The organism is Nitrosomonas sp. Nm58 (assembly GCF_900107335.1).
Classification (GTDB): domain Bacteria; phylum Pseudomonadota; class Gammaproteobacteria; order Burkholderiales; family Nitrosomonadaceae; genus Nitrosomonas.
Genome location: NZ_FNPQ01000001.1, coordinates 54178 through 79433, shown reverse-complemented (window position 1 = coordinate 79433; position 25256 = coordinate 54178). Strand labels below are relative to the sequence as shown.

Annotated in this window: 21 protein-coding genes and 1 pseudogene; 7 read left to right on the top strand and 15 right to left on the bottom strand. The window is 51.1% G+C overall.

What is annotated here, in order from left to right:
• Window positions 1-6: 6 nt before the first annotated feature.
• Window positions 7-828 carry a methane monooxygenase/ammonia monooxygenase subunit C gene (locus BLW34_RS00345; RefSeq protein ID WP_090574237.1) on the bottom strand — a complete coding sequence of 274 codons (822 nt, stop codon included), beginning with the start codon at window positions 826-828 and terminating at the stop codon, window positions 7-9.
• 1064 nt (window positions 829-1892) lie between these two features.
• Between BLW34_RS00345 and BLW34_RS00335 the strand changes: the two genes are divergently transcribed.
• From BLW34_RS00335 to BLW34_RS00325, 3 genes are all read left to right on the top strand, one after another.
• Complete coding sequence (locus BLW34_RS00335; protein ID WP_256203507.1) at window positions 1893-2591, top strand: TetR/AcrR family transcriptional regulator; 699 nt, start codon at window positions 1893-1895, stop codon at window positions 2589-2591.
• 92 nt (window positions 2592-2683) lie between these two features.
• Complete coding sequence (locus tag BLW34_RS00330) at window positions 2684-2959, top strand: DUF4242 domain-containing protein (protein ID WP_090574233.1); 276 nt, start codon at window positions 2684-2686, stop codon at window positions 2957-2959.
• Between the two features lie 65 nt (window positions 2960-3024).
• Window positions 3025-4785, top strand: a complete 1761-nt coding sequence (locus BLW34_RS00325) for a tetratricopeptide repeat protein (RefSeq protein ID WP_090574231.1) — start codon at window positions 3025-3027, stop codon at window positions 4783-4785.
• 382 nt (window positions 4786-5167) lie between these two features.
• Here BLW34_RS00325 and BLW34_RS00320 read toward each other — a convergent pair whose 3' ends face one another.
• From BLW34_RS00320 to BLW34_RS00310, 3 genes are all read right to left on the bottom strand, one after another.
• On the bottom strand, window positions 5168-5947 hold the full coding sequence (locus BLW34_RS00320; protein WP_218138701.1) for a pentapeptide repeat-containing protein: 780 nt from the start codon (window positions 5945-5947) through the stop codon (window positions 5168-5170).
• Between the two features lie 34 nt (window positions 5948-5981).
• Window positions 5982-6251 carry a hypothetical protein gene (locus BLW34_RS00315; RefSeq protein ID WP_177165903.1) on the bottom strand — a complete coding sequence of 90 codons (270 nt, stop codon included), beginning with the start codon at window positions 6249-6251 and terminating at the stop codon, window positions 5982-5984.
• A 516-nt stretch (window positions 6252-6767) separates the two neighbouring features.
• Window positions 6768-7766 carry an isoaspartyl peptidase/L-asparaginase family protein gene (locus BLW34_RS00310; RefSeq protein WP_090574227.1) on the bottom strand — a complete coding sequence of 333 codons (999 nt, stop codon included), beginning with the start codon at window positions 7764-7766 and terminating at the stop codon, window positions 6768-6770.
• Window positions 7767-8095: 329 nt separating this feature from the next.
• On the opposite strand from BLW34_RS00310, the gene BLW34_RS00305 reads away from it, so the two are divergent.
• Genes BLW34_RS00305 through BLW34_RS00295 form a run of 3 tightly spaced genes read left to right on the top strand, consistent with a single transcriptional unit; the run spans window position 8096 to window position 10629 of the window.
• Window positions 8096-8275 carry a hypothetical protein gene (locus BLW34_RS00305; RefSeq protein ID WP_090574225.1) on the top strand — a complete coding sequence of 60 codons (180 nt, stop codon included), beginning with the start codon at window positions 8096-8098 and terminating at the stop codon, window positions 8273-8275.
• Window positions 8276-8326: 51 nt separating this feature from the next.
• Window positions 8327-9436 (top strand): tellurite resistance/C4-dicarboxylate transporter family protein, encoded by a 1110-nt coding sequence (locus BLW34_RS00300; protein ID WP_090574223.1) that lies wholly within the window; start codon window positions 8327-8329, stop codon window positions 9434-9436.
• Between the two features lie 11 nt (window positions 9437-9447).
• Window positions 9448-10629: a L,D-transpeptidase family protein gene (locus BLW34_RS00295; RefSeq protein WP_090574222.1), complete on the top strand. Its 1182-nt coding sequence runs from the start codon at window positions 9448-9450 to the stop codon at window positions 10627-10629.
• A 117-nt stretch (window positions 10630-10746) separates the two neighbouring features.
• On the opposite strand, the gene BLW34_RS00290 is transcribed toward BLW34_RS00295, so the two are convergent.
• From BLW34_RS00290 to BLW34_RS00275, 4 genes are all read right to left on the bottom strand, one after another.
• A complete protein-coding gene (locus BLW34_RS00290; RefSeq protein WP_090574220.1) occupies window positions 10747-11631 on the bottom strand; it encodes an endo alpha-1,4 polygalactosaminidase in 885 nt (294 codons plus the stop codon).
• A gap of 205 nt (window positions 11632-11836) precedes the next feature.
• Complete coding sequence (locus BLW34_RS00285) at window positions 11837-12106, bottom strand: hypothetical protein (protein ID WP_090574218.1); 270 nt, start codon at window positions 12104-12106, stop codon at window positions 11837-11839.
• On the bottom strand, window positions 12099-12686 hold the full coding sequence (locus BLW34_RS00280; protein ID WP_090574216.1) for a uracil-DNA glycosylase family protein: 588 nt from the start codon (window positions 12684-12686) through the stop codon (window positions 12099-12101). Before BLW34_RS00280 ends, BLW34_RS00285 begins: the two co-directional genes overlap by 8 nt.
• A 172-nt stretch (window positions 12687-12858) precedes the next feature.
• Window positions 12859-13350, bottom strand: a complete 492-nt coding sequence (locus BLW34_RS00275; protein WP_218138699.1) for a Uma2 family endonuclease — start codon at window positions 13348-13350, stop codon at window positions 12859-12861.
• Between the two features lie 444 nt (window positions 13351-13794).
• Between BLW34_RS00275 and BLW34_RS17280 the strand changes: the two are divergent.
• Window positions 13795-13899, top strand: a pseudogene (locus BLW34_RS17280) (transcriptional regulator); the annotation flags it as partial.
• Window positions 13900-14024: 125 nt separating this feature from the next.
• On the opposite strand, the gene BLW34_RS00265 reads toward BLW34_RS17280, so the two are convergent.
• From BLW34_RS00265 to glgP, 7 genes are all read right to left on the bottom strand, one after another.
• Window positions 14025-14657 (bottom strand): hypothetical protein, encoded by a 633-nt coding sequence (locus tag BLW34_RS00265; protein WP_090574214.1) that lies wholly within the window; start codon window positions 14655-14657, stop codon window positions 14025-14027.
• A 73-nt stretch (window positions 14658-14730) separates the two neighbouring features.
• On the bottom strand, window positions 14731-15438 hold the full coding sequence (locus BLW34_RS00260) for a hypothetical protein (RefSeq protein ID WP_090574212.1): 708 nt from the start codon (window positions 15436-15438) through the stop codon (window positions 14731-14733).
• 323 nt (window positions 15439-15761) lie between these two features.
• Window positions 15762-19268 carry a DEAD/DEAH box helicase gene (locus BLW34_RS00255; RefSeq protein WP_090574210.1) on the bottom strand — a complete coding sequence of 1169 codons (3507 nt, stop codon included), beginning with the start codon at window positions 19266-19268 and terminating at the stop codon, window positions 15762-15764.
• 27 nt (window positions 19269-19295) lie between these two features.
• A complete protein-coding gene (locus BLW34_RS00250) occupies window positions 19296-19817 on the bottom strand; it encodes a DUF3617 domain-containing protein (protein ID WP_090574208.1) in 522 nt (173 codons plus the stop codon).
• An 85-nt stretch (window positions 19818-19902) separates the two neighbouring features.
• Window positions 19903-21291: a hypothetical protein gene (locus BLW34_RS00245; protein ID WP_143037834.1), complete on the bottom strand. Its 1389-nt coding sequence runs from the start codon at window positions 21289-21291 to the stop codon at window positions 19903-19905.
• A 157-nt stretch (window positions 21292-21448) separates the two neighbouring features.
• Complete coding sequence (gene tal / locus BLW34_RS00235) at window positions 21449-22552, bottom strand: transaldolase (protein WP_090574205.1); 1104 nt, start codon at window positions 22550-22552, stop codon at window positions 21449-21451.
• Between the two features lie 131 nt (window positions 22553-22683).
• Window positions 22684-25254 carry an alpha-glucan family phosphorylase gene (gene glgP, locus BLW34_RS00230; protein WP_090574204.1) on the bottom strand — a complete coding sequence of 857 codons (2571 nt, stop codon included), beginning with the start codon at window positions 25252-25254 and terminating at the stop codon, window positions 22684-22686.
• Window positions 25255-25256 lie beyond the last annotated feature (2 nt).

Sequence of the window (25256 nt, the reverse complement as noted above, 5' to 3'; positions counted from 1 at the left end):
CTGGATTTAAACAACATCATCCAGAATCGCTCGGCTTTGTTCGTTCCATTGCACATCCAGGAGGTTGGAAAAGCGTGCAATGACCTGGATGACAACACCCCCAGAGAACAAAGCGGCCCATGCCAGCACCACGAAGCCCCAATGTAGCGGTGCGCTAAAGAGTTCCTCCATGAACCAGAAGGCATGGCCCCATTCATTCAAGCCAACGTTCGGGAGGCTCATCAGCGGACCGGCAATAGACATCACCAAAGGAAACGAGATTCCCTTGTTGTACAGCGGCAATCGCGTCCTTGCATATAGGAAAGTTGATACGCCTATGATGATGTACATCGGGAACGAGCCATAGAACAGCGGAATGTGGCTGGGCGTGAAACTGGTATCGCGAATGATCACCTGATGCCAGGAAGCATCCTGTTCAGTGAAGAAACTCGAACCCCAATAGACAGCAAACAAGTACACACCTAACCACATCATGAAATAAAAATACCGCTTAATTTCCATTTTCACCGGCAGGTTCGCCAGTTGTTCCTGGGTATCGCGTGTTTTCCATACCCAACCCCAGACCGTCAGCGCCAAGATCGGCCAGAGTGTCATTTGGAAACGCCATAGGCCCATCCAGATTTGATCGAACTCCGGTTCCATGGAGTCCATCCCATGGGAGTAGGCGTAGGTCCGCTGAAACCAGACCCAGAAAATTGCTATTCCCAGTATGGGTAGAAGACCCAGCTTGTAAAACCTGGAATCATACCATTCCGACATGTCATAGGCAGGACTGCCTGCCTTCGCTGCTTTATCTACCGACCTGTTTCCAAGTGCAGGAATACTCATTCAATTAGCTCCTCTTTTGCAAATAATCCAAAATTCCAAAAGGAATTCAAAAACTAAGAACAAAAACAACAGCCCCGGCCCGACCAAAAATTTTCCAGAAATGAAAAATCTTTGGAAGTACCGGTTTCAAAGCATCCATGGCCTCTTTCCTCCTCTTCAAGTTATGATTCCACCATTAAAGGCACTTCAATGCCTTGTCGTGAGACCTTACCTTGGCTTCATGACCATCCAGGGCTACAGCCCAATGGCCACTACGCTAGCATCTACATGCTCTAGGGATCAAAACAGTATCGTTGTCAATAACGCTATTGCCCTATCTAAAAATATCAAATAATAATTTGTGAAATTTTTGTGAAGTAATATAAATACAGACTTTTTTTTATCAATTAAGTTCCTCCAAGGAATTTTTCCTGATATTGCGAAAGGAATTAACTTAATCAACTCGAAAAAGGAGGCACGAAATAACGGCATCAGGAGAGCGATTCCAAACTGTTCGTGAGCTTGGCCGCCCGGTCCCAGAACCCCGGGTCGCTTGATGTATGCCTAACCAGCTCATCAATCCGATGACGAATAATATGGGAAGAGAAAACCGTTTTACTTGTAGACAGAGAAAGCTCACCGCGAGTATTCCGTCATGAACTGGAATCAGGGTTGGCGAATGAGATTCGACATGCAATGAATGACACAACGTGCTGGACAATGAACGTTCCACGGCACAGGTATCAGCGATTCATGGGAGACGAACAGTTCGCGGCAAGTCTGGACGATCGCGCAAAGTTGTAGAACCAGAATCCAACAATCTGTTTCTTACATCACCGATAACCGTGGCCTGTTCCTATTCTGCCAATCGGATTACTTCTGAATTAGAAGGTGTTTTTTCCAATTTATCGATATCGCCGGCATGGGGTATCGCCCGTGATTGCTTAATAATCTTAACACCTACACCTTGCACGCCTCTAAATGTGCCGTGAAAGCCAAGGCTATTCTCAGCAGCAGGATATATTGAATTACATATCCATGTTCTATAACAGCCATCGACTACATTCTTATTTGGATAAGAGCGTATGATTTTTTTGATCAGTTGCGCGGCAAGCTTCGTCCTTCAGGACGGGGAAGTGCTCATTCTTTTCTTGACATACCAATACGACCGGTCATATTATAAAAATATGCCTAAAGTGACGAAAAAAGAACTCAAGCGAGAAAACCTGTTGAATCAGGGGGTGGCCATGCTCATGGAGCAAGGTTATCATGGTACGGGGCTACAGGAAATCCTTGATGCGGCAAATATTCCCAAGGGCTCTTTTTATAATTACTTTGGCAGTAAAGAAAATTTTGGTGCGGAAGTTATCCAGCACTACGTCGATCCCTTTATCGCACAATTAGCGGTGCATCTGCAACAATCCGAAACCAACGCGCTGGCTGCGATACGGCATTATTTCGATGAACTCATCATGGAACTTGAAAAAAATGAGTTTAAGGGCGGCTGTCTATTGGGCAATCTGATGGGGGAAATAGGCGATACCAGCGAAATTTGCCGGAAATCTCTTCAATCCGCCGTTGGGCGCTATCGGGATTTATTGCAATCCGGGCTGGCTAAAGCGCAGCAGCAGGGTACGGTAAGATCGGACAAATCAGCTGAAGAGATGGCGGATTTGCTGATAAATACCTGGCAGGGAGCTTTACTGAGAATGAAAATAGAAAAATCATCTGCCCCAGTTACTCAGTGTTGCAAGGATCTGCTGGAAGATTTTTTCAAGCCGTGATTTTTTGTGCTGATAAAAGACGACCGGTCACATATATTTAATCTTAACGCGAATTTATGAAATATTCGGGTTAATTCTATAGGAGATAAAAAATGCCGAAATATATCATCGAACGCGACATTCCTGGCGCCGGCGCTCTTACGCCACAGGATCTTCAGGCTATTTCGCAGAAATCCTGTAGCATCCTGAACCATATGGGCCCACAAATTCAGTGGCTGGAAAGCTACGTAACGGACAACAAGGTTTATTGCCTCTACATCGCACCCGACGAGGCTACCATCAGAGCGCATGCTGAACAGGGTGAATTTCCCGCTAATCGTATTTCTCGAATCCAATCCGTGATTGACCCCACTACTGCGGAGAACTAATTCCTGGGAGCGCAGAAATAAAATGTCCATACTCATAAAAAATACTTACTAAGGAGGTAACGTTCATGCAACTCCATGTCATTCATTTAATGATCATCAGCCTGGCCCTGACCGTTGCAAGTGTTTCCAGCGCATTCGCAGAGACTGGCGAGGCGGCTTCGACCAAAAAATATGAAGCGGCTGCAGGATCTGCTGGTGGCCACAAGCATGCTGCGCCATCCGGTAGAGCGGATAACCCAGGCTCGGATGGTCAGCTTGCGCCAAGTTTGCAGAACCTGGGTTCTCATACATTTCCGGTCAGTACACGTAACCAATTAGCGCAACAGTACATCAACCAAGGCTTGAATCTCGCTTATGGATTCAACCATGCGGAAGCGCGCCGCGCATTCCGGGAAGCAGCACGGCTTGACCCCGCGCTGGCCATGGCTTATTGGGGCCAGGCACTGGTGCTCGGCCCCAACATCAACGCACCCATGGATCCAAAGGATGAAGCGCAGGCTCTGGAACTCATTCAAAAGGCTGTAGCAACCGCGACTGAAGCGTCACCGCGGGAGCGGGCGCTTATCAGCGCGCTCGAGAAGCGCTATACAGGAAAGCCTGAGCAGCGCGCAGCAAACGACAAAGCCTATGCGGATGCAATGCGGGATGTGCACCAGCGTTTTCCGGACGATGATGATATTGCGACACTCTATATCGAATCGATGATGAATGTCCATCCTTGGGATTATTGGATGCGTGATGGTTATTCGCGAGAAGGAACAACTCAAATCGTCGCGCTCACTGAGAAAGTGATACAGCGCAATCCGCGGCATCCGGGCGCGCTGCATATGTATATTCACCTCGTCGAAGCAACGAATACACCGGAACGAGCAGAAAAGGCGGCCGATACGTTGCTAACGCTGATGCCCGCAGCAGGGCACATGATACATATGCCCTCGCACATCTATCTGCGCGTGGGTCGATATGCCGACGCGATGAAGAGCAATCAGCTTGCCATTGCTGCGGACGAGAATTACATCGCGCAGAGCCGCGCGCAGGGAATTTATCCGATGGTCTATTATCCGCATAATCTCCATTTCCTGTCGTTCGCTGCGACGATAGATGGCCAAAGCAGGATTGCAATCGAATCAGCACGAGAGGCGGCCAGCAGAATAGACGATGCCACACTAAAAGATTTGCCGCTAACTGCGCTGTTCCGCATGCAGCCATACTGGGCACTTGCGAGATTCGGGCACTGGCAAGCGATCTTTGATGAACCTGCGCCGCCGTCTACCAACGCATTTCTGAAAGGAAGCTGGCATTATGTACGCGGCCTCGCATTTGTCGCTACAGGACAATTGCAGCAAGCCGGGCAGGAGCTGGAGGCGTTGCGCGAGATCATGAAAGACTCATCGCTGGGCGGTCCGCTATTGTCGAAAAATACCCCACGCACCGTGCTAAGCGTCGCGCCTGAAGTGCTCGCAGGCGAAATCGCCGCCGCGCGTGGACAGTTCGACCAGGCCATTGCACACCTTGAACGCGCGGTTCGCCTTGAGGATGCCCTAGTGTACACGGAACCATTGGAATTTCACTTTCCACCCCGGCTGGCACTGGGTGCTATTCTGCTGGAGTCAGGGCGCCCGGACGAAGCGGAAACAGTCTATTGGGAAGACCTGAAGAGGAATCGCAACAACGGCTGGGCGCTTTATGGCTTGATGCAGGCGTTACGCGCACAAAAGAAGGATGATCAGGCGGCGCTTATCGAAGCGCGTTTCAAAAAGGTTTGGGCGCGCGCCGATGTGGAACTCAATGCATCCCGCTTCGGACGCCAAGCTGTAAAGAGGTAAAACCTGTCCACATTTTCAATTCTTCTACCAAGGAAGCCTCTGATAATCTCTCGCTTCGCGGTTCGTTCAGGGGCTCAGAGGCTTTCTAGCCCGAATATTTCATAAATTCGCGTGATGATCACGCAGGATTTTGATTAATAGGGAAGTTTTGAGAAAGAGGGGTGTAGTGATTCATACACCCGACTGAGCAAAATCTTTCTTATTAATCAAAAGACAAGTGAGGGTGCGTGCCAATTTATGAAATATTCGGGCTAGTGTAGCGTCTCTCAAATGACTGAGTCGTCGTTAGCATAATCGTTTGGATTAGACTCGATCAATCTAATCTTGTAAAACCACGCTGGTTCTCTCGGCTGATACGAAAAAATCAAACGCGAGTATAGAATCAGGGGCAGCCCTTGCATCCGCTCGTTTTCACCATGGTAAAAATAGCTTGATCGAGATTCGCCCCACTCAGATCGGCATCGGTTAGATCGACGCCGGTGAAATCTACCCCCTGTAAATTGGCATTAACCAGGGAGGCTCCCCGCAAATTGGCTGCGCGCATATTAGCGCCCAGCAGGTTGGCATTGTTAAGCATAGCGCCGCCGAGTTTGGCGTTAGTGAGATCCGCGTTGGTCAACACGGATCCTGTCAAATTAGCACCGCTCAGATCCGCATTCTGCAGAATGGCACTTCGCAAATTTGCGCCAACAAGCTGCGCGTCATTGAAGCGCGCTCCCCGGGCATTCGTTTTTACCAGCGAGGCCTGGCTCAAATTGACTCCACGCAGTTGAGCACTCGACAAATTCGCTTCATTCAGATTGGCCCCAGTCAGATTCGCCCCGGAAAGCACCGAACGGGTGAACTGGGAATTTGCCAGATTCGCACTTTGAAGATCGGCGCCATACAGATTCATGTCCACACAAAACGTGCCTCGCCGGATGCTGCACCCATCCACATTGCGCGCCCCTTGGGCAAATGCTTCAGCGCCGATGAGCAAAAGCAGCAAGAGAAAACTTTTAGAAACTATAGTCAATGGCCGAGGGGTACGACGCCCGGCGTGCGGAATACGAGGCTTATCAGATGGATGGGCAAGGACCCGGGCGCTACGCAACCCGGTCATGCGATGACACAGTAGATTTTTCACGATGATCGATAGTGAAACGATTTTTCTTCTGAACATAAGTATCAGTGTGACTCCATTGGAAACGCATGGTTTAGGCAGGCTGTTCAAAAAAAGGTTTAATCTGTGGCTCACGCGCAAGGCGCTCAAGGCTGCGCCTCCTGGCAACGCTTCTCGGAGTACCGCATAGACTGACCGCTTCGAGTCTCGGCATAGGATCATGCAACGTGAGCCCGCCGGAGGTCTTGATATTGATTCTGATCAGCGCCGCACGGCCGTGCTTGAGAAGCTCCAACCCAGCTACATTCGCAGTAGGGAAATACAAACACCCTTTGCCTACTAGCAGGAATGTACCGAGGATCACCTATATTGTCAAACATCCTAAGGAATGATCTAAAAAGGAATCTTGCCTCACTCATATTAACCCGAATATTTCATAAATTGGCACGTGTCCTCACTTGTCTTTTGATTAATAAGAAAGATTTTGCTCAGTCGGGCGTATGAATCACTACACCCCTCTTTCTCAAAACTTCCCTATTAATCAAAATCCTGCGCGATCATCACGCGAATTTATAAAATATTCGGGTTAAAAAGCACTCTGATGATTCTGGTACATTCAAGCGAATAACGACCAGGGGAAAAAGCCAACTCAGAAAGGAATGACGAAGACAGTGCGTCACCACACAATGAGTCAACGGGATCAAACTTTGAAGTATTTCCACGAATAGATAGTTAACTATCAATCCGTCAGGATTATTTTTAACCCGAGGGAACCTCCAGGATAACCTGCAAAGGCACTGCCAGGATAATTCGCAGCAAGAGCTTACATTTGACAGATTCCACCAAGCTTAACCCTTTTGATTCCAGGCTGATGCGGCTTTCATGGGGCAGATGCAGGGAGACACGTAACCGGCGTTTCAGCCCCCGGGAAAATGCCCAGCCGTGCGATGCCATCGTTACCGATGGTGCCGCGATACATGCCGCTGGTATTGAAGCGCATCGCATAATTGCCTGTTGCGTCCAATACAATCAAACCACCATCGCCACCGATAGCGGCGATTTCTGCCAGCACGTTATCGGCCGCCTCGGCAATCGGCGCGTGCTGCAGCCGCACCTGCGCCGCTGTGTTGAACGCAGCCAAAGTCCGAATAAACATTTCTCCGGTACCGGTCGCGGATACCGCAATCGAGCGGTTGTCTGCGTAGGTGCCGGCGCCGATGAGCGGCGAATCGCCCACGCGTCCGAAGCGTTTATTGGTAAGCCCGCCGGTCGAGGTGCCGGCGGCAAGATTGCCGTAACGATCCAATGCTACGGCGCCGACCGTTCCACGCTTTTCATCCCTATCCGGCAGCGATGTAGTCGGGCCATCATCGTGATCGCGCAACACACGTTCTTTGGCGATTGCTTTTTGCAACTGGTCCCAGCGATATTGCGTGTAGAAATAGGATGGATCCACGATCTCCAGACCCTGCTCGGCAGCGAAGGCTTCGGCGCCCTCGCCGATCAGCATCACATGCGCGCTTTTCGTCATCACGGCGTGCGCAGCGCGAATCGGGTTACGGATCGTCGTAACCGCGGCAACAGCCCCTGCCATGAGCGTGGAACCCTCCATAATCGACGCTTCCAGTTCGTTGCGACCAGCATGGCTGAACACCGCGCCCCTGCCCGCATTGAACAAGGGTGAATCCTCCATCACCCCAATCGCTGCAATCACAGCATCAACGCTGCTGCCGCCAGCTTCCAGCACCGCATAGCCAGCAGCCAACGATTGCGCAAGCGCCTGCGTATAAGCTTGCTCGCGTTCCACTGTCAGCCTGCTGCGCGTAATCGCACCGGCGCCACCGTGGATCACCAAGCGAATTGGCAAAGTATCCGCCATTACCGGATTAGCACCCGCTTTTTCCCAAGGACACGCGCATCGATTGGGTCTTCAATACGCTTAAGCAATTTATAGTGGCGCCTCATCATCTTAAGCTCGCGGCATTATTCATCTAATAATTTTTTTGTAATCAATTTAATAACGCTCCACCAGCCTTCTTTTTCTTAGTTTTCTCAGATTATGGATGCTTTAAACAAGCGCCGCAAAGCAATTGTAAGCCCGCGGGATAGCCTGTAATCTTCTCATAATTTTGTATAATGATGCTGTAAAAAGATTTTCAGTAAGCTGATTAAAATCATTGAAATATCATTTGCTACAGGAATTTACGAATGAAGGAAAAACAGATACTGAGCATGATTGCTTTCCTGATGATACTGCCCCTGCTATCCGGTTGCTGGACATTGGTTGCGGCGGGTGCGGGCGCTTATGGAGGGTATAAGATGAAAGAGAATGGCTATACCTTACAAAATCCGGTTACGAAAGAAAAGAGTAGAAAATCAAGTCAGTAAGATTTCCAATATTACTACTGGCGAGAAGAGATTAATTATATTGACGCTATCATGAAACGGTGCAGCGTCATCCTCAGCAACGGCATAAAGGATTTTCATCCCGCCTATTTTGCCATGGTAATGGCCACCGGCATCATGTCGATTGCTTTTGAAGCCATGACTTTCCCCGGCATAGCGAAGGCGCTTTTCACGCTGAATCTGGTTTTTTATCTGATCTTGTGCACCATCCTGGCTGCGCGGATAGCTTTTTTTCGGCCAGATTTAATGGCGGACTTGAGGACCCTGCGGCGCGCAGTACTTTTTCTGACGTTCGTGGTTGGCACCAATACCATCGGCATACAGCTTGTCACCTTCCAGCAGGCGATGGGATGGGCCATTGGGTTAGGGCTGGTTGCTCTGATTGGCTGGTTCGGATGCCTCTATTTCATCGCGCTCGATTTTATCGCTATGCAAGGCAAACCCCTGCACGAAATCGTGAACGGCGCGACCTTGCTGATTGTCGTCAGCACCGTATCGATCTCCCTGCTGGGAATTCATCTTCTGGATGCAATGGAAGTCCATACCAGCTATGCTTATTTTATGGCAGGAAGTTTCTGGGTTGTAGGTTATATTCTGTATCTGCTGATCATAACAATATTGACCTATCGCCTGTTTTTCAGGCGATTTGAACCTGGAGATTGGGATGCGCCTTACTGGATCTGCATGGGGGCAGCGGCAATCATTGTTCTGGCGGGCTCCGAGCTCGTCATGCGCATGCCTGCCCTGCCAGAATGGGAAGACATCCGGCAAACCGTTTTGTGGATGACCGTGATTGCATGGAGTATGGGAACATTGTGGACTCCCTATCTACTGGTCATGGATATCCGGAAATTCACCCGCGTGGAGACCGCAGCTTCAGCGCCCATGTGGATAAAAACTCTTCCATGGTCAAGACTGGCGTTTGGCAGGCAATATCATGCCTACGATCCTCCTTCATGGAGCAGGGTTTTCCCCATGGGGATGTACGCGGCCTGCACACTTTCCCTGGCAAAAGCGACAAGCTTCGGATCGCTGGCGATAATTCCCCAATATTGGGGCTGGTTTGCGCTGCTGGTCTGGTCTCTGACATTGATTGGCATGCTACGCTTTGTAATTAATATGATTATGATCTCCCCACATTAAGATGAGTTCACATGTCTAATCTTTTTGAGTTGCAGATGAGTAAAACACTTTCATCGTCGTTGCGTTATGGTTTGGTGTGCAGTTTGCTCAGCGTCCTTTTTCTTCTGGGCGGCTGCCAGTCGTTTCTGACCAGCCAATCGGCATTGCCCACCCCAGCAGCCAAGCCGTTACCCATTGCGGTGGCCAGCCATGAATTCAGCTTCGACCCCGTCCGCGAGGATGTGGTCGGCACACTGCGAGTCATCACCGTCAACGAAGAGGACACGCTCTCCGATATCGCCCGGCGATTCAACCTGGGCTATGAAGAGATCGTGAACGCCAACCCCGATGTCGATCCCTGGCTACCGGGAACAGGCACCGAAATCGTGATTCCCACCCAGTTCGTGCTGCCTGACGCACCGCGCAAAGGCATCGTGATCAATCTCGCGGCGATGCGGTTATTTTATTTTCCGAAGGCAGCGCCTGGCGAGCCGCAGAAGGTCATTACCCATCCGCTTGGTATCGGACGCGTGGAATGGAAAACACCGGAAGGTGCGACCAAAATCGCCTCCAAGAAGGAAAATCCCACCTGGATACCGACACCTTCCATCCGCAAAGAACACGCGAAGAATGGTGATCCGCTGCCCGCCGTCGTACCGCCCGGCCCGGACAACCCGATGGGCAGCCATGTGCTGAAACTCGCCTGGCCGAACTACGCCATTCACGGCACCGACAAGCCGCCGAGCATCGGTCTGCGCGGTAGCCACGGCTGTCTGCGCATGTATCCCGAAGACATCGCGCGCATCTACGGCAAGGTCCCGGTTGGCACGCCGGTGCGAGTGGTGAATCAGCCCCGCCTGCTCGGCTGGCGCGGCCGGGCGCTGTACCTGCAAGCCTATCCCATCCTGGAAGACGACAAGCGCAATCACGATAAGCTGCTCAAGAAATCGTTGCGCGCCGCGCGCTCAACGCCCAAGGAAAAACGCAATGCGCCACCCCAGGTCCGGATCAACCAGGCCCTGTTCAACGAAGTGATTCGCAACCCGCGCGCCATAGCCATACCAGTCACACAACCGCATATGACCCTGCAGACCTATCTAGACCGCACCGCGCGCGCGCAGAATACGCTGCCACTCAACGCCACCTGGAACGGTGACATGAGCGGGCAACTGACAGCAACCGAAGTGCTGGAAATGGCGGAGCAGGAACCGTAGTCGTTCTCAGTGCTGCCCAGGGTGGGCAAATCGTCGTCATTGGCACAAACCCATCAGGCTCACGATTGAATATTTTTCGAGATAACGACTGGATCCCATGCCAAGGCATAAGGTGTATCAATAATAGGCGCTGCAGTCTTGCCGGGTGGCATTGAGGCTCGGGCGCTTCTTGATGGCGCTGATCCGGAGCGCCTTGGCCTTGGGACAGAAGTTGCTCAACGTGCGGCCGTACTCCGCCTCGAAAACCGGTTTATTGAGTCTCAGAAAGTCCGAGAAGAAGCCGCACTCGTTGTACTGGAAGCACTGCTCGCTCACCACGAAGTCGAAAGTGTTATATATTCTCTCATCATGCGCCTGGTTGATGTTGTTCTTGAGTCCGACCAGCATCCCCCGGGTGTGAACGCTCTCTGCAACCCAAAGATTGAAGTAGATCTGATCCTCGTAGGTGAGCGGGAAGCCGCTTGATTCGTGAGCGGTCTTATCATAGCCGTCCATGTTGTCCGGTTCGATGGCGTCACAGCCCATACTGTGGGCCCGATCAAAGCGCCTCGTCAGGATTTCCGCAAGCTTGGTGCCGGTTTTTGACTTTTGCGGATTAACGTCGCGGATGTCCAGCCACCGCTCATCGGGGAACCCCGAGTACCTTGCGCCGAGAATACTGTTCGGGAAATCGGCTGCGTCATCCCGCCAATCCTCCCAGCTGCCAACGTCGAGATAGCAGATAACCTTGTATCCCTTGCTATGCAGCATCTGGACCGCGCCGCTGTGTTCGTTCTCGAACATATCAATGTCGTAGATCCTGATGGACGTATCTGGGTTTACCTTGATCGGCACGGCGAGCTGCCAATCCCATTTCGGTGGCTGAACTTTCGGATCCAGATCGAGAGTCGGCGGCCACCATTCCTCCTCTCCCATTGCAGAATAGGATGAGAATACCAAGGATGCGGCAAACAATGTTGCTCCAAATTTGCGAATTTTCATAATTGAAGAATGTTTGTTCATAGCGGCTTCCTCCTTTGAACTTTAGGTTTTGCAAGGTTGGGAATATTGATACAGCCAGATAATGTCCTCGCTACTCAATTAATAGCAATATATTTGGCAAGTGAGAAACGCCACAACAGCCGCCGGGGCTCTCAAACTTCACTGGCCAGATCAATAAGTAAACAGCAAAACAACCCGACACCTCCAGCAGAGTAGAAGTTACGGATCAGCCCATCCAGCCCTGTTGCACGATGACCATAAGGGATAACAAATAGGAAAGCAATAATGCATTTGCATACAATTTTTGCTCCTTGGCATAATTTGGGTCAGCGTGACTTAGCTTAACTTTACCTGGATAATCCGCTAGCCAGTCTCCTTGCAACGTGCTGTCAAACTGATGCAACAACACTACAGGGGGGAATTGATTGACATTCAAATAACTTGAAAAGCGGCCAGGAATGGCTCGCCAAGCCCCTCCAATGACAGGACTAACCATGACGTTCGAGTACTTCCGACACGCGCGCTCGAAGGGCAGGAATGAGCTCTTCCTCGAACCATGGATTGCGCTTGAGCCATAGATTATTGCGCGGGCTCGGATGAGGAAGGGGAACAATATCAGGCCAGTTCTTCCGCCATGCTCGAACGGTCTCGGTCAGCGATGCTCTTTCGTTTGGCAGATGATAGGCTTGTGCGTACTGTCCCAGTACCAGCGTGAATTGGAGATTCTTTAAGTAGGACAGCAATGCCGCACGCCACGCTAGCGCGCATTCGGGTCGCGGGGGCAAATCGCCGGATTGGCCTGTTCCGGGAAAGCAGAAACCCATCGGCAGGATGGCTACTTGCCTGGGGTCATAGAACGTTTCGCGCGAGATCCCCAACCAGGCGCGCAGCCTGTCACCGCTTGGATCATTGAACGGAATGCCCGTTTCGTGCACCCTCTTGCCTGGCGCCTGCCCTGCAATCAAGATGCGAGCCGACTCATGCACCTGGAAGACCGGACGCGGACCGAGCGGCAAATGTTCAGCGCAAAGCGTGCAGGCACGCACATCATTGATCAGCGAGGTGAAGGAAGTCATGTCATGCGAGTCTGATGGCTAATACCATGTTAAGCGGCCATTGACCGATAGTAATTGATTCACGTGAAATTCTTCCTCCCAGGGGCGTTGCTTTTTAGCACCCAAGATTAATGGGTGTCCCCCTCTGATCCATGCTCATCAGCATTCTCATATAAAGCAGCACCCTCAATCGTCAATTCCAGGCTGGCAAAATGGACCGGATTATTCCTGCCAAATTCATACAGCACCCACTTACCCGCACCGTCCTTGCGGAAGATTTCTGTTTTTCGTTGGAAGGAAACTGCCGGTATTTCTCAAATTTATTTCCTCGATCATATGCTTCAGCAGATTCAGATAGAACCTCTACAATCAATCGAGGCTCTGTCATATAACGCTCTGCCTGGTGGTCGGCTTCTGAGCAAGTAACGAATACATCCGGATAAAAAAAAGCATTGGCTGCTTCCAGTCTTAATTTCATATCGGCTACGTAAACACGGCAACGGGTACCCCGAAGATGCTGCAACAACCATGAAAAAATGTTTCCTGTTACAGCGGCATGTTGTCGTGTCGCACCCACCATGGCAAAAACTTCCCCTTCGATAAACTCATGTTTATCAGGCTGCTTTTCTTCCCATTCAAGGAATTCTTCAGCCGATATCCTCACAGAAGTAACAGGGTAAACCATGGCCATTGCTCCAATTAAATTTTGGATAGATCCAAAAAATAGATTAATTTCTATAGCATACTGGAAAATTCAATGGATAGGATTGGGTCGTAAAGGAAAACAAGGTCTCTCATGCTGTCTTGCTCTCTGCTGCTGCTTTTTTAACGATTAGACAAGTGCATTGCGGGAAAGTCGTTATCCAGCAATTATATTAAGATCAATTGAGTGCGCTCCTATCTGATCCCATTGCTTAGATTGCCGATCCATTCTTTCCCCAGTACCACCAATCAGCGAAGCGCATTGCACCGGATATTTCTCATTCGGCGCAATAACGACTGCGCCCTACGCGGGCTTATTTTTCTTGATTCGCGACCTGAACATCCCGCTCGAATTTTCAAGCGCGTAAGAAGGGACAGGTCTATATCTAATATCATAAAATATAGACCTGTCCCCAACAATGAGTGCAAACGCTCCCTGACACTTAAAATGATCCAAAAGCTACACCAAGAACTAGGCATTCCCGCTGAATCTCTGATAAAACAACCAGCTCAGACACACCCACATGAGTAATTTCTCTTTAATTTCCCACACTATGCTCAATTGCAAGACGCGACCCCATTTTTCTTGTGCTTAACGCCACACATCAGCCGACCCAAAAACCGCGCAGCGGTTTTTGGGTCGGCTGGATGTGATTGTTATACCTTTTCATGACTAAGCTTTGGCTTAAGATACTTTTCAATTTTCTCAACTGCCGAAATAATATCTCGCTTGTATTCGTCAGGCTCCTCGCTCAAATTGTCGTACATAATGTCGCGAGCATTCTTATCTATGTTTCTTATCGCCTCTTTTGAGGCTGCATCGGTATCGGGGTTTATAAGTTCAACGTAATGGCGAATTCGTGTAAATAATTCATGCTCAAGATCGAACACCCCTTTAAACAGTTCTTTTAGTTCTGCGCCCCAAATAGCTTCCGCTTCAAGTAAATCAGCATATAGCGTTGTTCTTTCAGCTTGAACTTTGTCCCACCTTGCTTGGTAAGCCTTCGAGGTGCCGTAGAAACGTATTTGTTCCCAGGACATTTTTGTAGCTTCTTCCTCTGGCGGAGAAGGCATTTCGTACGCCCACATCGCAGGATGCCGAACGCCATTAATTGCATCTCTGTATTTGAATACAGACACCAATATTCGACGCGAAAGCTCGTATTCAGATTGCCCCTTCAATTGGCGCTGCCAAGTACCTAAGCCTTTCACAGCCACAACCGCACCAGTAATTGCAGCACCAGAAAGCACGATGTCCTTCAACAGTGTGACTATTTCAGCGCAGGTCAACTGATGCTCCTTTTAGGTATAACGTTTGAGCTCAGGCCGCGGCCCGTCAGGCCGTCGAGCCTGCAGCGAATTGTTATGCGTTCGGCTTCGCATTCTTAAGCCAACTTGCCAGATAGACAATACAAGAAGCAGCGAATTCCAAGAAGAACTCTGCCTCCGCGTGCGTAAGAGTTGAAGGAGTTGTACCGCCATGGCGCACGAAGTCCTTGTTACTCGTATACCCATACGCTTGGCTAATGAGGCGCTTAATGTCAGGGTCTAGGTCCGCGCGCTTGATGATCTCACCCAGGGTTCCATTTGGCTCATTCAGTAGAATCATTAGGCAGGACTCAACTGCGCTGATGGACTCCTTGATTGAGTTCTCATAGTCTGGCGATGCCGCATATATGAAGTTCTTTGCTTTAAGCCACTGAGCCCGAACCGGGCTTAGTTCATCAGATAGAGCTTCGTTCGCTTTCTTCCAGTTTCTTGAAGATGGCGCGTGCCTCTGGATGCGCTTCAAATCAAGAAGAATGTCGCCGTACAGCTCTTCAACATAGGTACGCCGCTCGGCGTAGGTAGCCATTTTCTGCAGCTTGCAGAACGCCCAGAAAACCTCAAGGGACTTATGCGGGTTTGGGTTTGAGTACTTTGCATCTTCCAGCTCCAATGCAACTTCCGCATAGAGCTCTCGATATGCAGATGGCTGATTTGAGGCGCGACCATCTGTTACATACGCGATCATAAGAGCTTGAAGCTCCATGATCTTTGCGCCGAGTTCGATTGCGTGCTTGCTATCCACGGTGATTATTCCGACGCATAACTAGAATTAGACCTCCGAAATGACGCAATATATTACGTCAAAAATGAAATCTAACACGGTAAGTTGCATGCTATCTCCTTATGTTTTATAGAATTGTATCGATTTAGCTTTCATCATACAAACTTTGTTAGATCCACAAATAAATAGCACTTGCCGGGGCCAGGTCCACTTGCCGGGGCCAGGTCTAGAATAGATGTTTCATTTGTGCTAATAGATTACTACGTGCCGCGGATCTAGACCCTGCCCCCTCTCGTGCTGACGCAACGTCTGAGGCAAAACAACGCAGAAAAACAGGATCATTTTCATCCCAAACTGAACACGTCTTTAAGCTCGGCATTGCTTAGATTTCCCATCCATTTTTCGCCGATACCGACGGTCAGGTCAGCCAGCTCGCGTTTGGATTGAATCATGTCATTGATGCGTTCCTCGAAGGTAGCGCGGGTAATCAGGCGATGGACCTGGACATTATGCTGCTGGCCGATGCGATAGGCCCGGTCGGTTGCTTGCGCTTCCACAGCGGGATTCCACCATAGATCGAAATGAATCACATTGGTGGCGGCGGTCAGATTAAGACCGGTGCCACCTGCTTTTAACGACAACAAAAAAACGCGCTCGGTACGATCATGCTGGAATCGTTCCACCATGGTATCGCGTGTTTTTCGTGCGACACCGCCATGCAGGAACTGGGGTTCCCGCCCATACCGCGTTTTGATCCAAGCCGCCAGTAAATCTCCCGCTTCGCGAAATTGCGTAAATACCAGCGCTTTTTCATGGGCTGCCAAGATGGGATCGAGCAGATCGAGAAACAGTTCTGCTTTGCCGGACAGGCTCGCGTCGCTGTCTCCTTTCTTGAGATACTGCGCCGGATGATTGCAGATTTGCTTCAAGGCCATGATCATTTGCAGAATTAGCCCCTCACGCTTGAAGGTGTCGGATTCGCCATGGATGACCCGCAGCGCTTCACGCACGACGGATTCATACAAGGCCGCCTGTTTCTTAGTCAGCTCGCAATATTGATTCTGTTCGATCTTGTCGGGCAAATCACTGATAATGCTTTTATCTGATTTAAGGCGTCGCAGCAAGAACGGACTGGTGACGCGTTTGAAACGCTGCGCCACTTGCTGATCATGGTCGTTTTGTATGGGTACGGCAAACTCTTTAGTGAAATGAGTGAGATTGCCCAGAAAGCCGCGATTGGCAAAATCCATAATGCTCCAGTATTCAGTTAGCCGGTTTTCAACCGGTGTGCCCGTCAAGGCGACGAAGGAAAGGGCAGGAATGGATTTCACAGCCTTGGTTTGTGCAGCAACGGAGTTTTTGATGTTCTGCGCTTCATCGACAATGACGATGCGCCAGGAAAGCTTCTTGAGCTTGGCTAGATCGGTGCGTACCCTGCCGTAGGTAGTGAGTAGCACATCCGCCCGCTCTTTTGCCAACATCCGCTCCGCGCCATGAAAAAGGTGTACCGTCAGGGTCGGTGCAAATCGCGCAATTTCTTTGGTCCAGTTGGTAAGCAAACTGGTCGGCACAATCACCAGCGCCTTTGCCTCATGCAGGCGTCCTTCTTCTTTGAGTTTCAGTAAAGTAACAATTACCTGGAGTGTTTTTCCCAGCCCCATGTCATCGGCCATAACGCTGCCAAATCCGGCCCGAATATTGCGATATAACCAGGCATAGCCGCGTTCCTGGTACGGCCGCAAGATTGCATTGAGCTCGCTGGGCAACGGCACATTGCTGATTTCAGTCAACTCACGAATGATGTCCCGCGCTTTTGCGTCCAGACTGATAGGTGTGCCAAGATACTCCTCGCTCAGGGCGGTGCGTAACAGCTCAGCCGGGGTAATGCGAGGCGGTTTTTCTAGTTGCAGGCGCAACCGTTCAATGTCGGCAGGCTCGAGATAGACATATTCACCCTTGAAGCGCACGACGCCATGGGCAGTCTTGACCAATTCCTCAAATTCGGCCTTGGTGAGCTGGGTATTGCCAATCGCCACCGTCCAGTCAAAACCAAAAATATCATTCGCATTGAGAAAACCTGTGCTGCCGGTGTTTTTGCTGGATAACCTCATCGATAGCCGAGGCCGCAGGAGGTAATCGAGCGCTTTGGGCAGCAATGCGCGGATACCAAGCAGCCGGATTATCGGCAGCGTATCGAACAGAAAGGCGGGGAAAGTTTCAGGACTCAGTGCGACCGGAGCAGTAGCACCCGCGCTGATATAGTGATTGAAGGCGGGAAAAAACTCGGCGATTAGTGATACCGTTTGCAGCACGCCGTAGCGATCTGTCTGCCATGCTTTATCCGTCAGCAAGCGAGCGAATGGCACAGGCTCCTGCAAAGGATTATCGCGTGCGACCACCCCCAGCGACAGACTGAATTCCGCTCCGTTATCCTCCAGCTGCAATACCGGCACATAAGTTTGCTGACCAACATGAAAGCGCGACAACCACAATTGCACGCCGGAGCCTACTTCCCCTTCGCCCGGTCCATCAAACCGGGCATGGCCGCGACCAAAAAACAGGTCGAGCAGTTTGTTGCCATACGGTTTCTGGTTGCGAGCATCGCCCCAATAGCGGATCAACTCACCTAAAAACAAGCTGCATAATGCAAGCACTTGCGCTTCACCAGTGGGATTAACCGCCTTCTTGCCGCTGCGATAAGCCAGCAATCCTGGCGGCAGCAGCGATGCCAGCCGATTGACCAAGATCCTGACGGCCTCATCCAACATCGCTGGTAACCAGCGCAAGCCTGCTTCCGATTCGCCCACTGCGAACACTTGAGGCAAGACCGCGCCTTGTGCCAGCAGATGCAGGCTAACCATGCGAGCATGGTACATGGCGGCTACCTCTGGTTGGAGATCAGGCAAATCAGCCTCGGCAAGCTGCTGCAGTGTGAATACCCAATCTATCCAGCGCGCCTGCACTGTTAATCCGGCAAGGGCGGGTTGATAGGCGTGATCAAGCACAACACGCGGTTTATCTGCCGGGGTAATGGCTACTGACTTGATATCAGCCGTCGCTGCAACTGTTTTAAGCGCAAGACGAGCTTGCTTGATGACGCGCTTCATCACTTTTTCGTAGATGATGCGAAAATCACCTTGCTGAAAGAAAGCGGGATTCGCAGGCAATACGCTCATCAGGGAAGCAGCAAGATCAGGCAAGATGGAATAATCGAGTGCGCTGTAATCCTCCAGGCCAGCACTATCCTGTACCAGGGCTGCCTGCTGCTGCGACGGCTGATCCAGCAAGGCCGTTACCGTCGGCAAAGTCGCCTTGGCCTCGCGCTCGATCGAAATATGACGTGCTGCCAGCTCCTTAGTAAGATCGACTCCCTTCAATGAAAATACCAGAAAGGGATTGCCATCGATTTCTCGACTGATCAGATAAATTACCGCGGCCAGGTGTTTACATGGCACAGCCCAATCCGGACAAGAGCAGGACATGGAAAGATCGGTCCAGCGCGCCGGGAAAATATCGACCTTAAGTGCTTTGGCACGTTCCAGAACTGCGGGATCTAGCTCACGATTGAGCATTTTCGAGATAATGACCGGATCGAGCGCCAGTGCATCAAGTAAAGCTTTAGCCTGCTGCTGAGGCATGGCCGGGACTTTGATTGCCACGTCATAAGGTTGTGGGCGCGAGCCTTTTACCTGGGCATGAATTTTTCCATGCTGAATTTCAATTTTCGTTACCGCTCCTTTGTTGGCATAACTGCGTCCACGTGGCAGGCGGTTGTCATAATCAATTTGTGAGAGGGAATTAAGCCACTGCGCTCCCCACCAGGTTTGGCCATAGCCTCTATGTGCTGTCATTGCTCAACGCTTACTATTTTCGATGCCTTATCGCAGAGGCTGCACCACTTCACAGCGCTCGCCTATCCATCGACCTGTGGTATCGGCATGAGCGTAGATCGGCGTACCCTGCACTACGCTTTCAAATTCCGTTTGTCCCGAGAAGCTTTCAGGCGTCATAAAAACACCTTCCGCATGACCCTTTCCTTTGAATTGCGGGTTATCGCACATCAACTCCATCTGATAACGATTTCCCGTTCGAGTGGCATTTGTGACCGTGCAGCCAGACTGATTTTCGTAGAAATAAGAGGGTACCTCCTGCTTGGCCATTTCCGGCGTAATGCAGACTTTGGAGGTCGCCGCGCCATTGCGGATTTGAGGCATCTCCAAGCCATACTGCCTGGCCAGAGTGGTAAGCTGCTGCATTTGCTCCGAAGGGATATGAGGCACCAGTGCCAATAAATCAGACTGGGTCGTCACCTCCCATAATCCCGGCCGGACGATGTTCTCCGCCCAGCTCGCTGTCGACAGGGCTGCTGACAGCAATATGAATAAACCGATGCTGCGCATAGTGGTTCCTTAAAAGGATTAATACTAGCGCCGCTTCATGCCACTTTCCACACTTTTTATTTTCTTTCTGCCGCTAGCCAGCTCTTTATTGTCCAGTCGGCACTGACTCCAGCCAAGTACACCGCTCGGCAACTTCAGGGTCCACTTCGCTATGGCCAATCCCTTTGGCGATAAGACCGATCACTCTCGGATCATTGTCGTACTCGGTATGAGCGGCTAGGGGATTGGCAAACTGTCCCACGAAAATATCGGTTACATCAGACACGTTTAGGATAGCGTTGGTCAAGGTTGGACAAAGACGCGAATCCACATACTCATTGATAAAGCTGGGAGGAAGCGCGTAGCTGAATAAATCGTTAGGATCGCTTAAGGCAATGAGATGAGTATTGCGGAAGATTCTTTCCGTTTCATGGGCAGCCTCCGGGCCACAAATCTCAGCGATCCGGCCGGTAACCTGCGGCTTGGGTTGCCCCAACTGCAGCAGCGGCAACTGGTTGGAAAGCATAAAAACAGTGAATTCCTTTTGCTGGAGGAGACGTTTTTGTGCTATAACAGTGCTCCTTGTTTTTGTGGGAAGATGGGTCACTGCAGCATGTTGCAGGGGCTGTAAATTACCGGCAACAGCGGCTTCCGGCTTGGTGATGTCACTGACGAGACTCGCTATCCATTGCAGCGCGTCCACGGTAATCCGGCTGCCAAGACTGTGTGTGATAAAGACAAACTCATCATCCAGCCGGTCAATGCTGGTGGAAACGCTTGCATCGCAGAATTGCGCAGTCTTAGTCTGAAGTGACGCCCAGCTTTCACTCATGAGCCAGCAGAGAGACTGGCCGACAGAAAAATGGATCTGTTGCCGTGAGGTGCCATTGAACATCATCACATCCGGGATGGTGTCATTGACAAATACCTTCATGATATTGTTGATGGGCGCGCGCCGGAAGGAATATTCACCTGAGTTATCAAAGTTAATGGTTTGTTTTTCCTTCGCTACGATGGGATTCCAGGTAAGTTCTGCGAAAATAATTTCCCTGCCCTCATCGGTATTCAAGTAACGTGTCAGGCGGAGCAATCCCAATTCCTGATCCGGAAACTTCGGATGGGTGATAGTTATCTCCTTGACCGTCTCCTGGACACGATTGAGAGAGAGAACCTGCGCCAGGTTCTCGGCCAGGCGGGTAGAGTAACCTGGCTGATGAGAACCGATACCATGCACCACAAGCACCTTAAGCACGGGATGATCACCTTTGCTCACTTGAGCTGCCTGCTGCTGTCTCTTTAACTTGGTTTCCAACCCCTCGAACGGACGGCCACGTACATAACATTTCCGGGCGTCCTCTTTCTTGCCTTGTCCGCCCATGACTGCCTCCGCAACCCCTTTAGCGAAGCTGGTGCAACCTGAAGAGAGTATTGCAAAGATTAGCGGGGATATCATCGCGATAACCCTTGGAATCCAGACAAATCGACTGGGCATCATGTTCTTTTCCGGAAATATACTCATCATACTTCAAAATTCGGCATCAATACCTTCTCCCGCTGGGAGAAGGCTGGATGAGGGATTATGAAGTATGATGAGTATAAATTAATGAAAATGACACCGGATATCCTCGTCAACTTGCCAGGCAAAACACAGGTTACCCGTGGTTTATCCGTTCCAGCAATTTATCGAAAGGCGCACTAAATTTTTGTACGCCTTCCGCTTCCAGCTGTTCGCCGACTGCCTCAAGGTCAATGCCGAATTCATGGAGTTTTCCTGGCAAGGCACGGGCCTCATCCAATCCCTGCCCGCTCCATAATACAGGGTGACCATGATCACGATAAGCAGCCAGTGTCTGGGGTGGCATCGTATTGATGGTATCCTTGATGATTAAAGGTTCGACATATTTGATATCGCTGTAAGCAGGATCTTTAGTGCCCGTGCTCGCCCAGAGCAGCCGCTGGGTTCGCGCACCCTGGCTGGCCAAGGATTGCCAGCGGTTATCGTTAACCCAGCGCTGGTAGTGCTGATAGGCAAGGTACGCGCAGGCGATGGCAGCCTGACCACGTAAAGCACCGGCAGATTTGCCCTCCTCCGTTTTGACAAGCTCATCCAGGCGTTGATCCACCAATATATCAATACGACTCAGGAAAAAGCTGGCGACGGAAGCAATGTGATCAACAGGCTTATGCTGCGCCACGCGGGTTTCCAGCCCCGTCATGAATGCATCGGCGACCTGTCGATAACGTTCCACACTGAACAATATGGTCACGTTGATGTTGATCCCCTCAGCAATGAGATGCTCAATCGCAACCAATCCTGCCTGGGTTGCCGGCACCTTGATCAAAACGTTAGGGCGGTTGAGGGCTGCCCATAACCGCTTAGCCTCGCTAATGGTTTGTTCAGTATCGTAAGCAAGATGGGGTGAAACCTCCAAACTGACAAAACCATCATGGCCGTTCGATTCATCGTAGAGACGCCGAAACAAATCGGCTGCCCGGCCCACATCGTCCAGGGCTAACGCCTCAAAAATCTCTTTGGGTGGCCTCCCACTGCGCTTAAGCGATGAAATCGCTTCATCGTAGTCATGATGTTCGCTGATCGCCTTTTCAAAAATAGCCGGATTGGAAGTCATCCCTGCCAATCCGTCTTCCTCTATCATTCTGCCGATCTCACCGTTTTCCAGCATGCTGCGCTGGATGTAGTCGAGCCAGATGCTCTGGCCGAGTGCCCTGATCTGCTGCAATGGATTAATAGTCATAACACACCTCCTTTCTTTTTAGGCCATCACATGACCATAGGGTTCCATGGATTGACAGCATCTCTGGTAGAAACAGTCAGCGCCGAACTCCATGGCCGTGGCTCAGGCAGAATGCCTCTGTAATCGCGCGATCAGGGTGAATTCCTGGATAACGTTGCCGTACCTGACCACCACTGGATCAGGTTGTTCTCAATGGGAATGCAGGCATCTGCATGGTATGCTACACAGCGTGGCGTGAAATCGGTGTGAGGGCGCATGGTACGTAAATGGCTTCTATAAAGATAGCCATTTAAAGCCCCTGGAATACTGGCATCGCGCTGCATCGCCTCGCAAACAGGCACGCCCTCACCTGCCGGCTCTGCATAAAGCTGGATCTGCACAGACTCGGGCAAAATCTCCCCCAGATAAATCTGTACTTCAAATACCCAGCCCTCTTTTTCTGCGGACACAGTCAGATTGCCCCAATGCACTTGATGCCAGTTTCGCCTTAACCGTTCATCCCATAGGCGTAGTTCTTTGGCCACAACGCTTCCCTGGGCGGTTCGCTGTTGAAAGGTCATGGCGGCGGGAAGATACAGCTTTTCGACATATTCGCGCGCCATGCGATTGCTGCTGAACTGCGGGGCGAGACGGGCCATACTGGCGCGCATGCGGGCGACCCAGGCTCTGGGGATACCTCTTGCATCGCGATCATAGAACATCGGCACAATCTCTTCCTCCAGAAGATGGTAGAGTTGTTCGGCTTCCACGCCATCCCAACCGGGCTCGCTATGTTCCTTGCCATCCCCTATCGCCCAGCCAACTTCCGGGGTGTAGGCTTCCGCCCACCAGCCATCCAGTTCCGAAAGATTCAATCCGCCGTTCACCAGAATTTTCATGCCGCTGGTGCCGCTGGCTTCCCACGGTCGGCGTGGCGTGTTGATCCATACATCCACGCCTTGCACTAGCTCCTGCGCCAGGGCAATGTCGTAATCTTCGAGAAATACGACATGGTTACGAATCACAGGCTGCGCAGCAAACTGCGCCCATTGCTGAATAAAGTGTTTTCCCTCATGGTCGGCGGGGTGGGCCTTGCCGGCGACAACGAGTTGCACTGGCCGTTCCGGATGGGAGAGGAGCCGAATCAGGCGTTCAACATCATGCAGCAACAGATTGGGACGCTTGTAAGCGGTGAAGCGCCGCGCAAATCCGAGGGTTAACACATTGGGATCCAGAATCCGGTCAGCCTGATTAATGATCTCCGTCTCTGCACCCCCTTGACCCAATTGCAAGCGCAACCGTTGTCGCGCGTGGCGCACCAGGTCAGCACGCTCCTGACCGCAAAGGGTCCAGAGCGTAGCGTCATCCAATTTGTTAATTTCCGCGGCAAGCGTTTCTGCCGTACCAAGCCAGCGATCCTTGCCACAAGAATGCGTCCAAATCTCGTCAGCCCAGGGAGAATCCCACGATGGCACATGCACGCCATTGGTTACATAGCTGACCGGTACTTCACACTCAGGCCAGTGAGGGTATAAATCCTGGAAAATACCTTGACTGACTTTGCCATGCAGACGGCTCACGCCATTCATCATGCCGCATGTTCGTGCCGCCAGATAAGCCATATTGAAGGACTCATTGTCATCATGCCCATTACGGCGGCCCAGCGCCACTAATTCGTCTGGCGCTACACCGAGATCTTTGGCGTAAATCAAGCCGTATTTTGCGAGCAATTCCCGTGGAAAGGTATCAAAACCGGCTGCTACCGGGGTGTGCGTGGTGAAGATGTTGCCCGGCCGGGTCGCCCAAAGCGCTTCCCAGAAATCCACCTGCCGCTTTTCCCGGAAGCATCGGGCGCGCTCCAGCGTAACAAAAGCGGCATGGCCTTCATTCAAATGACAGATGTCGATTGCCAGACCCAATGCTTCAATTAACCGCCATCCCCCTATTCCCAGAACGATCTCCTGCACCAACCGGATTTCCTCTCCGCCACCATAGAGTTTGCTGGTAATGCCCCGATCAAGCGCACTGTTCAGAGGATTGTTGCTATCGAGTAAATACAAACTAACCCGCCCCACTTGCGCTTCCCAGACATGCAAGCGCACCGTGCGCCCGGGCAACTCGATGGGTATGGATAACCAGGTGCCATTATGGGTCAACACGGGACGTAGCGGCAGCGTGCTAGAATCGTTATAAGGATAAATCTCTTGCTGCCAGCCGTTGCCATCCAATACCTGGCGAAAATAACCTTCCTGATACAGCAGACCAATCGCAGTCACGGGTACGGCCAGATCACTGGCAGCCTTGAGGTAATCGCCCGCCAATACACCCAGCCCCCCCGCGTACAATGGTAAGGCCTCACCCAAACCGAATTCCATACTGAAATAGGCGATTCCCTTGAGTTTGGCCTCAGCATGCACATCCCCGAACCAGCCACAGCACTCGCAGTAATTATTCCGCGCCTCGGTCAAACGATCGAGCTGTTGTTTAAACTGCGTGCTTCGATTTAGTTCTTCCAGCCGTTCATGAGACAAATTTTGCAACACCACAAATGGATTCTCACTTTGCTCCCATAATTGCGGGTCCATCATTTTCCATAGCGCATCCCCCGCATGACTCCAGGTCCAGCGCAAGTCCGTTGCCAAGTCTGCGACTTGCTCGACCAGTGGCAACAATTCAGCGGGCAAGTGCTGCAAATAATGCAGCATTAAGCGTGGCATCTTCATGT

Excerpts from the sequence above, each read along its gene's own strand:
- BLW34_RS00345 (WP_090574237.1), bottom strand. The coding sequence starts at position 828 with ATGAGTATTCCTGCACTTGGAAACAGGTCGGTAGATAAAGCAGCGAAG.
- BLW34_RS00335 (WP_256203507.1), top strand. The coding sequence starts at position 1,893 with ATGATTTTTTTGATCAGTTGCGCGGCAAGCTTCGTCCTTCAGGACGGG.
- BLW34_RS00330 (WP_090574233.1), top strand. The coding sequence starts at position 2,684 with ATGCCGAAATATATCATCGAACGCGACATTCCTGGCGCCGGCGCTCTT.
- BLW34_RS00325 (WP_090574231.1), top strand. The coding sequence starts at position 3,025 with ATGCAACTCCATGTCATTCATTTAATGATCATCAGCCTGGCCCTGACC.
- BLW34_RS00320 (WP_218138701.1), bottom strand. The coding sequence starts at position 5,947 with ATGTTCAGAAGAAAAATCGTTTCACTATCGATCATCGTGAAAAATCTA.
- BLW34_RS00310 (WP_090574227.1), bottom strand. The coding sequence starts at position 7,766 with ATGGCGGATACTTTGCCAATTCGCTTGGTGATCCACGGTGGCGCCGGT.
- BLW34_RS00305 (WP_090574225.1), top strand. The coding sequence starts at position 8,096 with ATGAAGGAAAAACAGATACTGAGCATGATTGCTTTCCTGATGATACTG.
- BLW34_RS00300 (WP_090574223.1), top strand. The coding sequence starts at position 8,327 with ATGAAACGGTGCAGCGTCATCCTCAGCAACGGCATAAAGGATTTTCAT.
- BLW34_RS00295 (WP_090574222.1), top strand. The coding sequence starts at position 9,448 with ATGTCTAATCTTTTTGAGTTGCAGATGAGTAAAACACTTTCATCGTCG.
- BLW34_RS00290 (WP_090574220.1), bottom strand. The coding sequence starts at position 11,631 with ATGAACAAACATTCTTCAATTATGAAAATTCGCAAATTTGGAGCAACA.
- BLW34_RS00285 (WP_090574218.1), bottom strand. The coding sequence starts at position 12,106 with ATGGTTAGTCCTGTCATTGGAGGGGCTTGGCGAGCCATTCCTGGCCGC.
- BLW34_RS00280 (WP_090574216.1), bottom strand. The coding sequence starts at position 12,686 with ATGACTTCCTTCACCTCGCTGATCAATGATGTGCGTGCCTGCACGCTT.
- BLW34_RS00275 (WP_218138699.1), bottom strand. The coding sequence starts at position 13,350 with ATGGTTTACCCTGTTACTTCTGTGAGGATATCGGCTGAAGAATTCCTT.
- BLW34_RS00255 (WP_090574210.1), bottom strand. The coding sequence starts at position 19,268 with ATGACAGCACATAGAGGCTATGGCCAAACCTGGTGGGGAGCGCAGTGG.
- BLW34_RS00250 (WP_090574208.1), bottom strand. The coding sequence starts at position 19,817 with ATGCGCAGCATCGGTTTATTCATATTGCTGTCAGCAGCCCTGTCGACA.
- BLW34_RS00245 (WP_143037834.1), bottom strand. The coding sequence starts at position 21,291 with ATGATGCCCAGTCGATTTGTCTGGATTCCAAGGGTTATCGCGATGATA.
- tal (WP_090574205.1), bottom strand. The coding sequence starts at position 22,552 with ATGACTATTAATCCATTGCAGCAGATCAGGGCACTCGGCCAGAGCATC.
- glgP (WP_090574204.1), bottom strand. The coding sequence starts at position 25,254 with ATGAAGATGCCACGCTTAATGCTGCATTATTTGCAGCACTTGCCCGCT.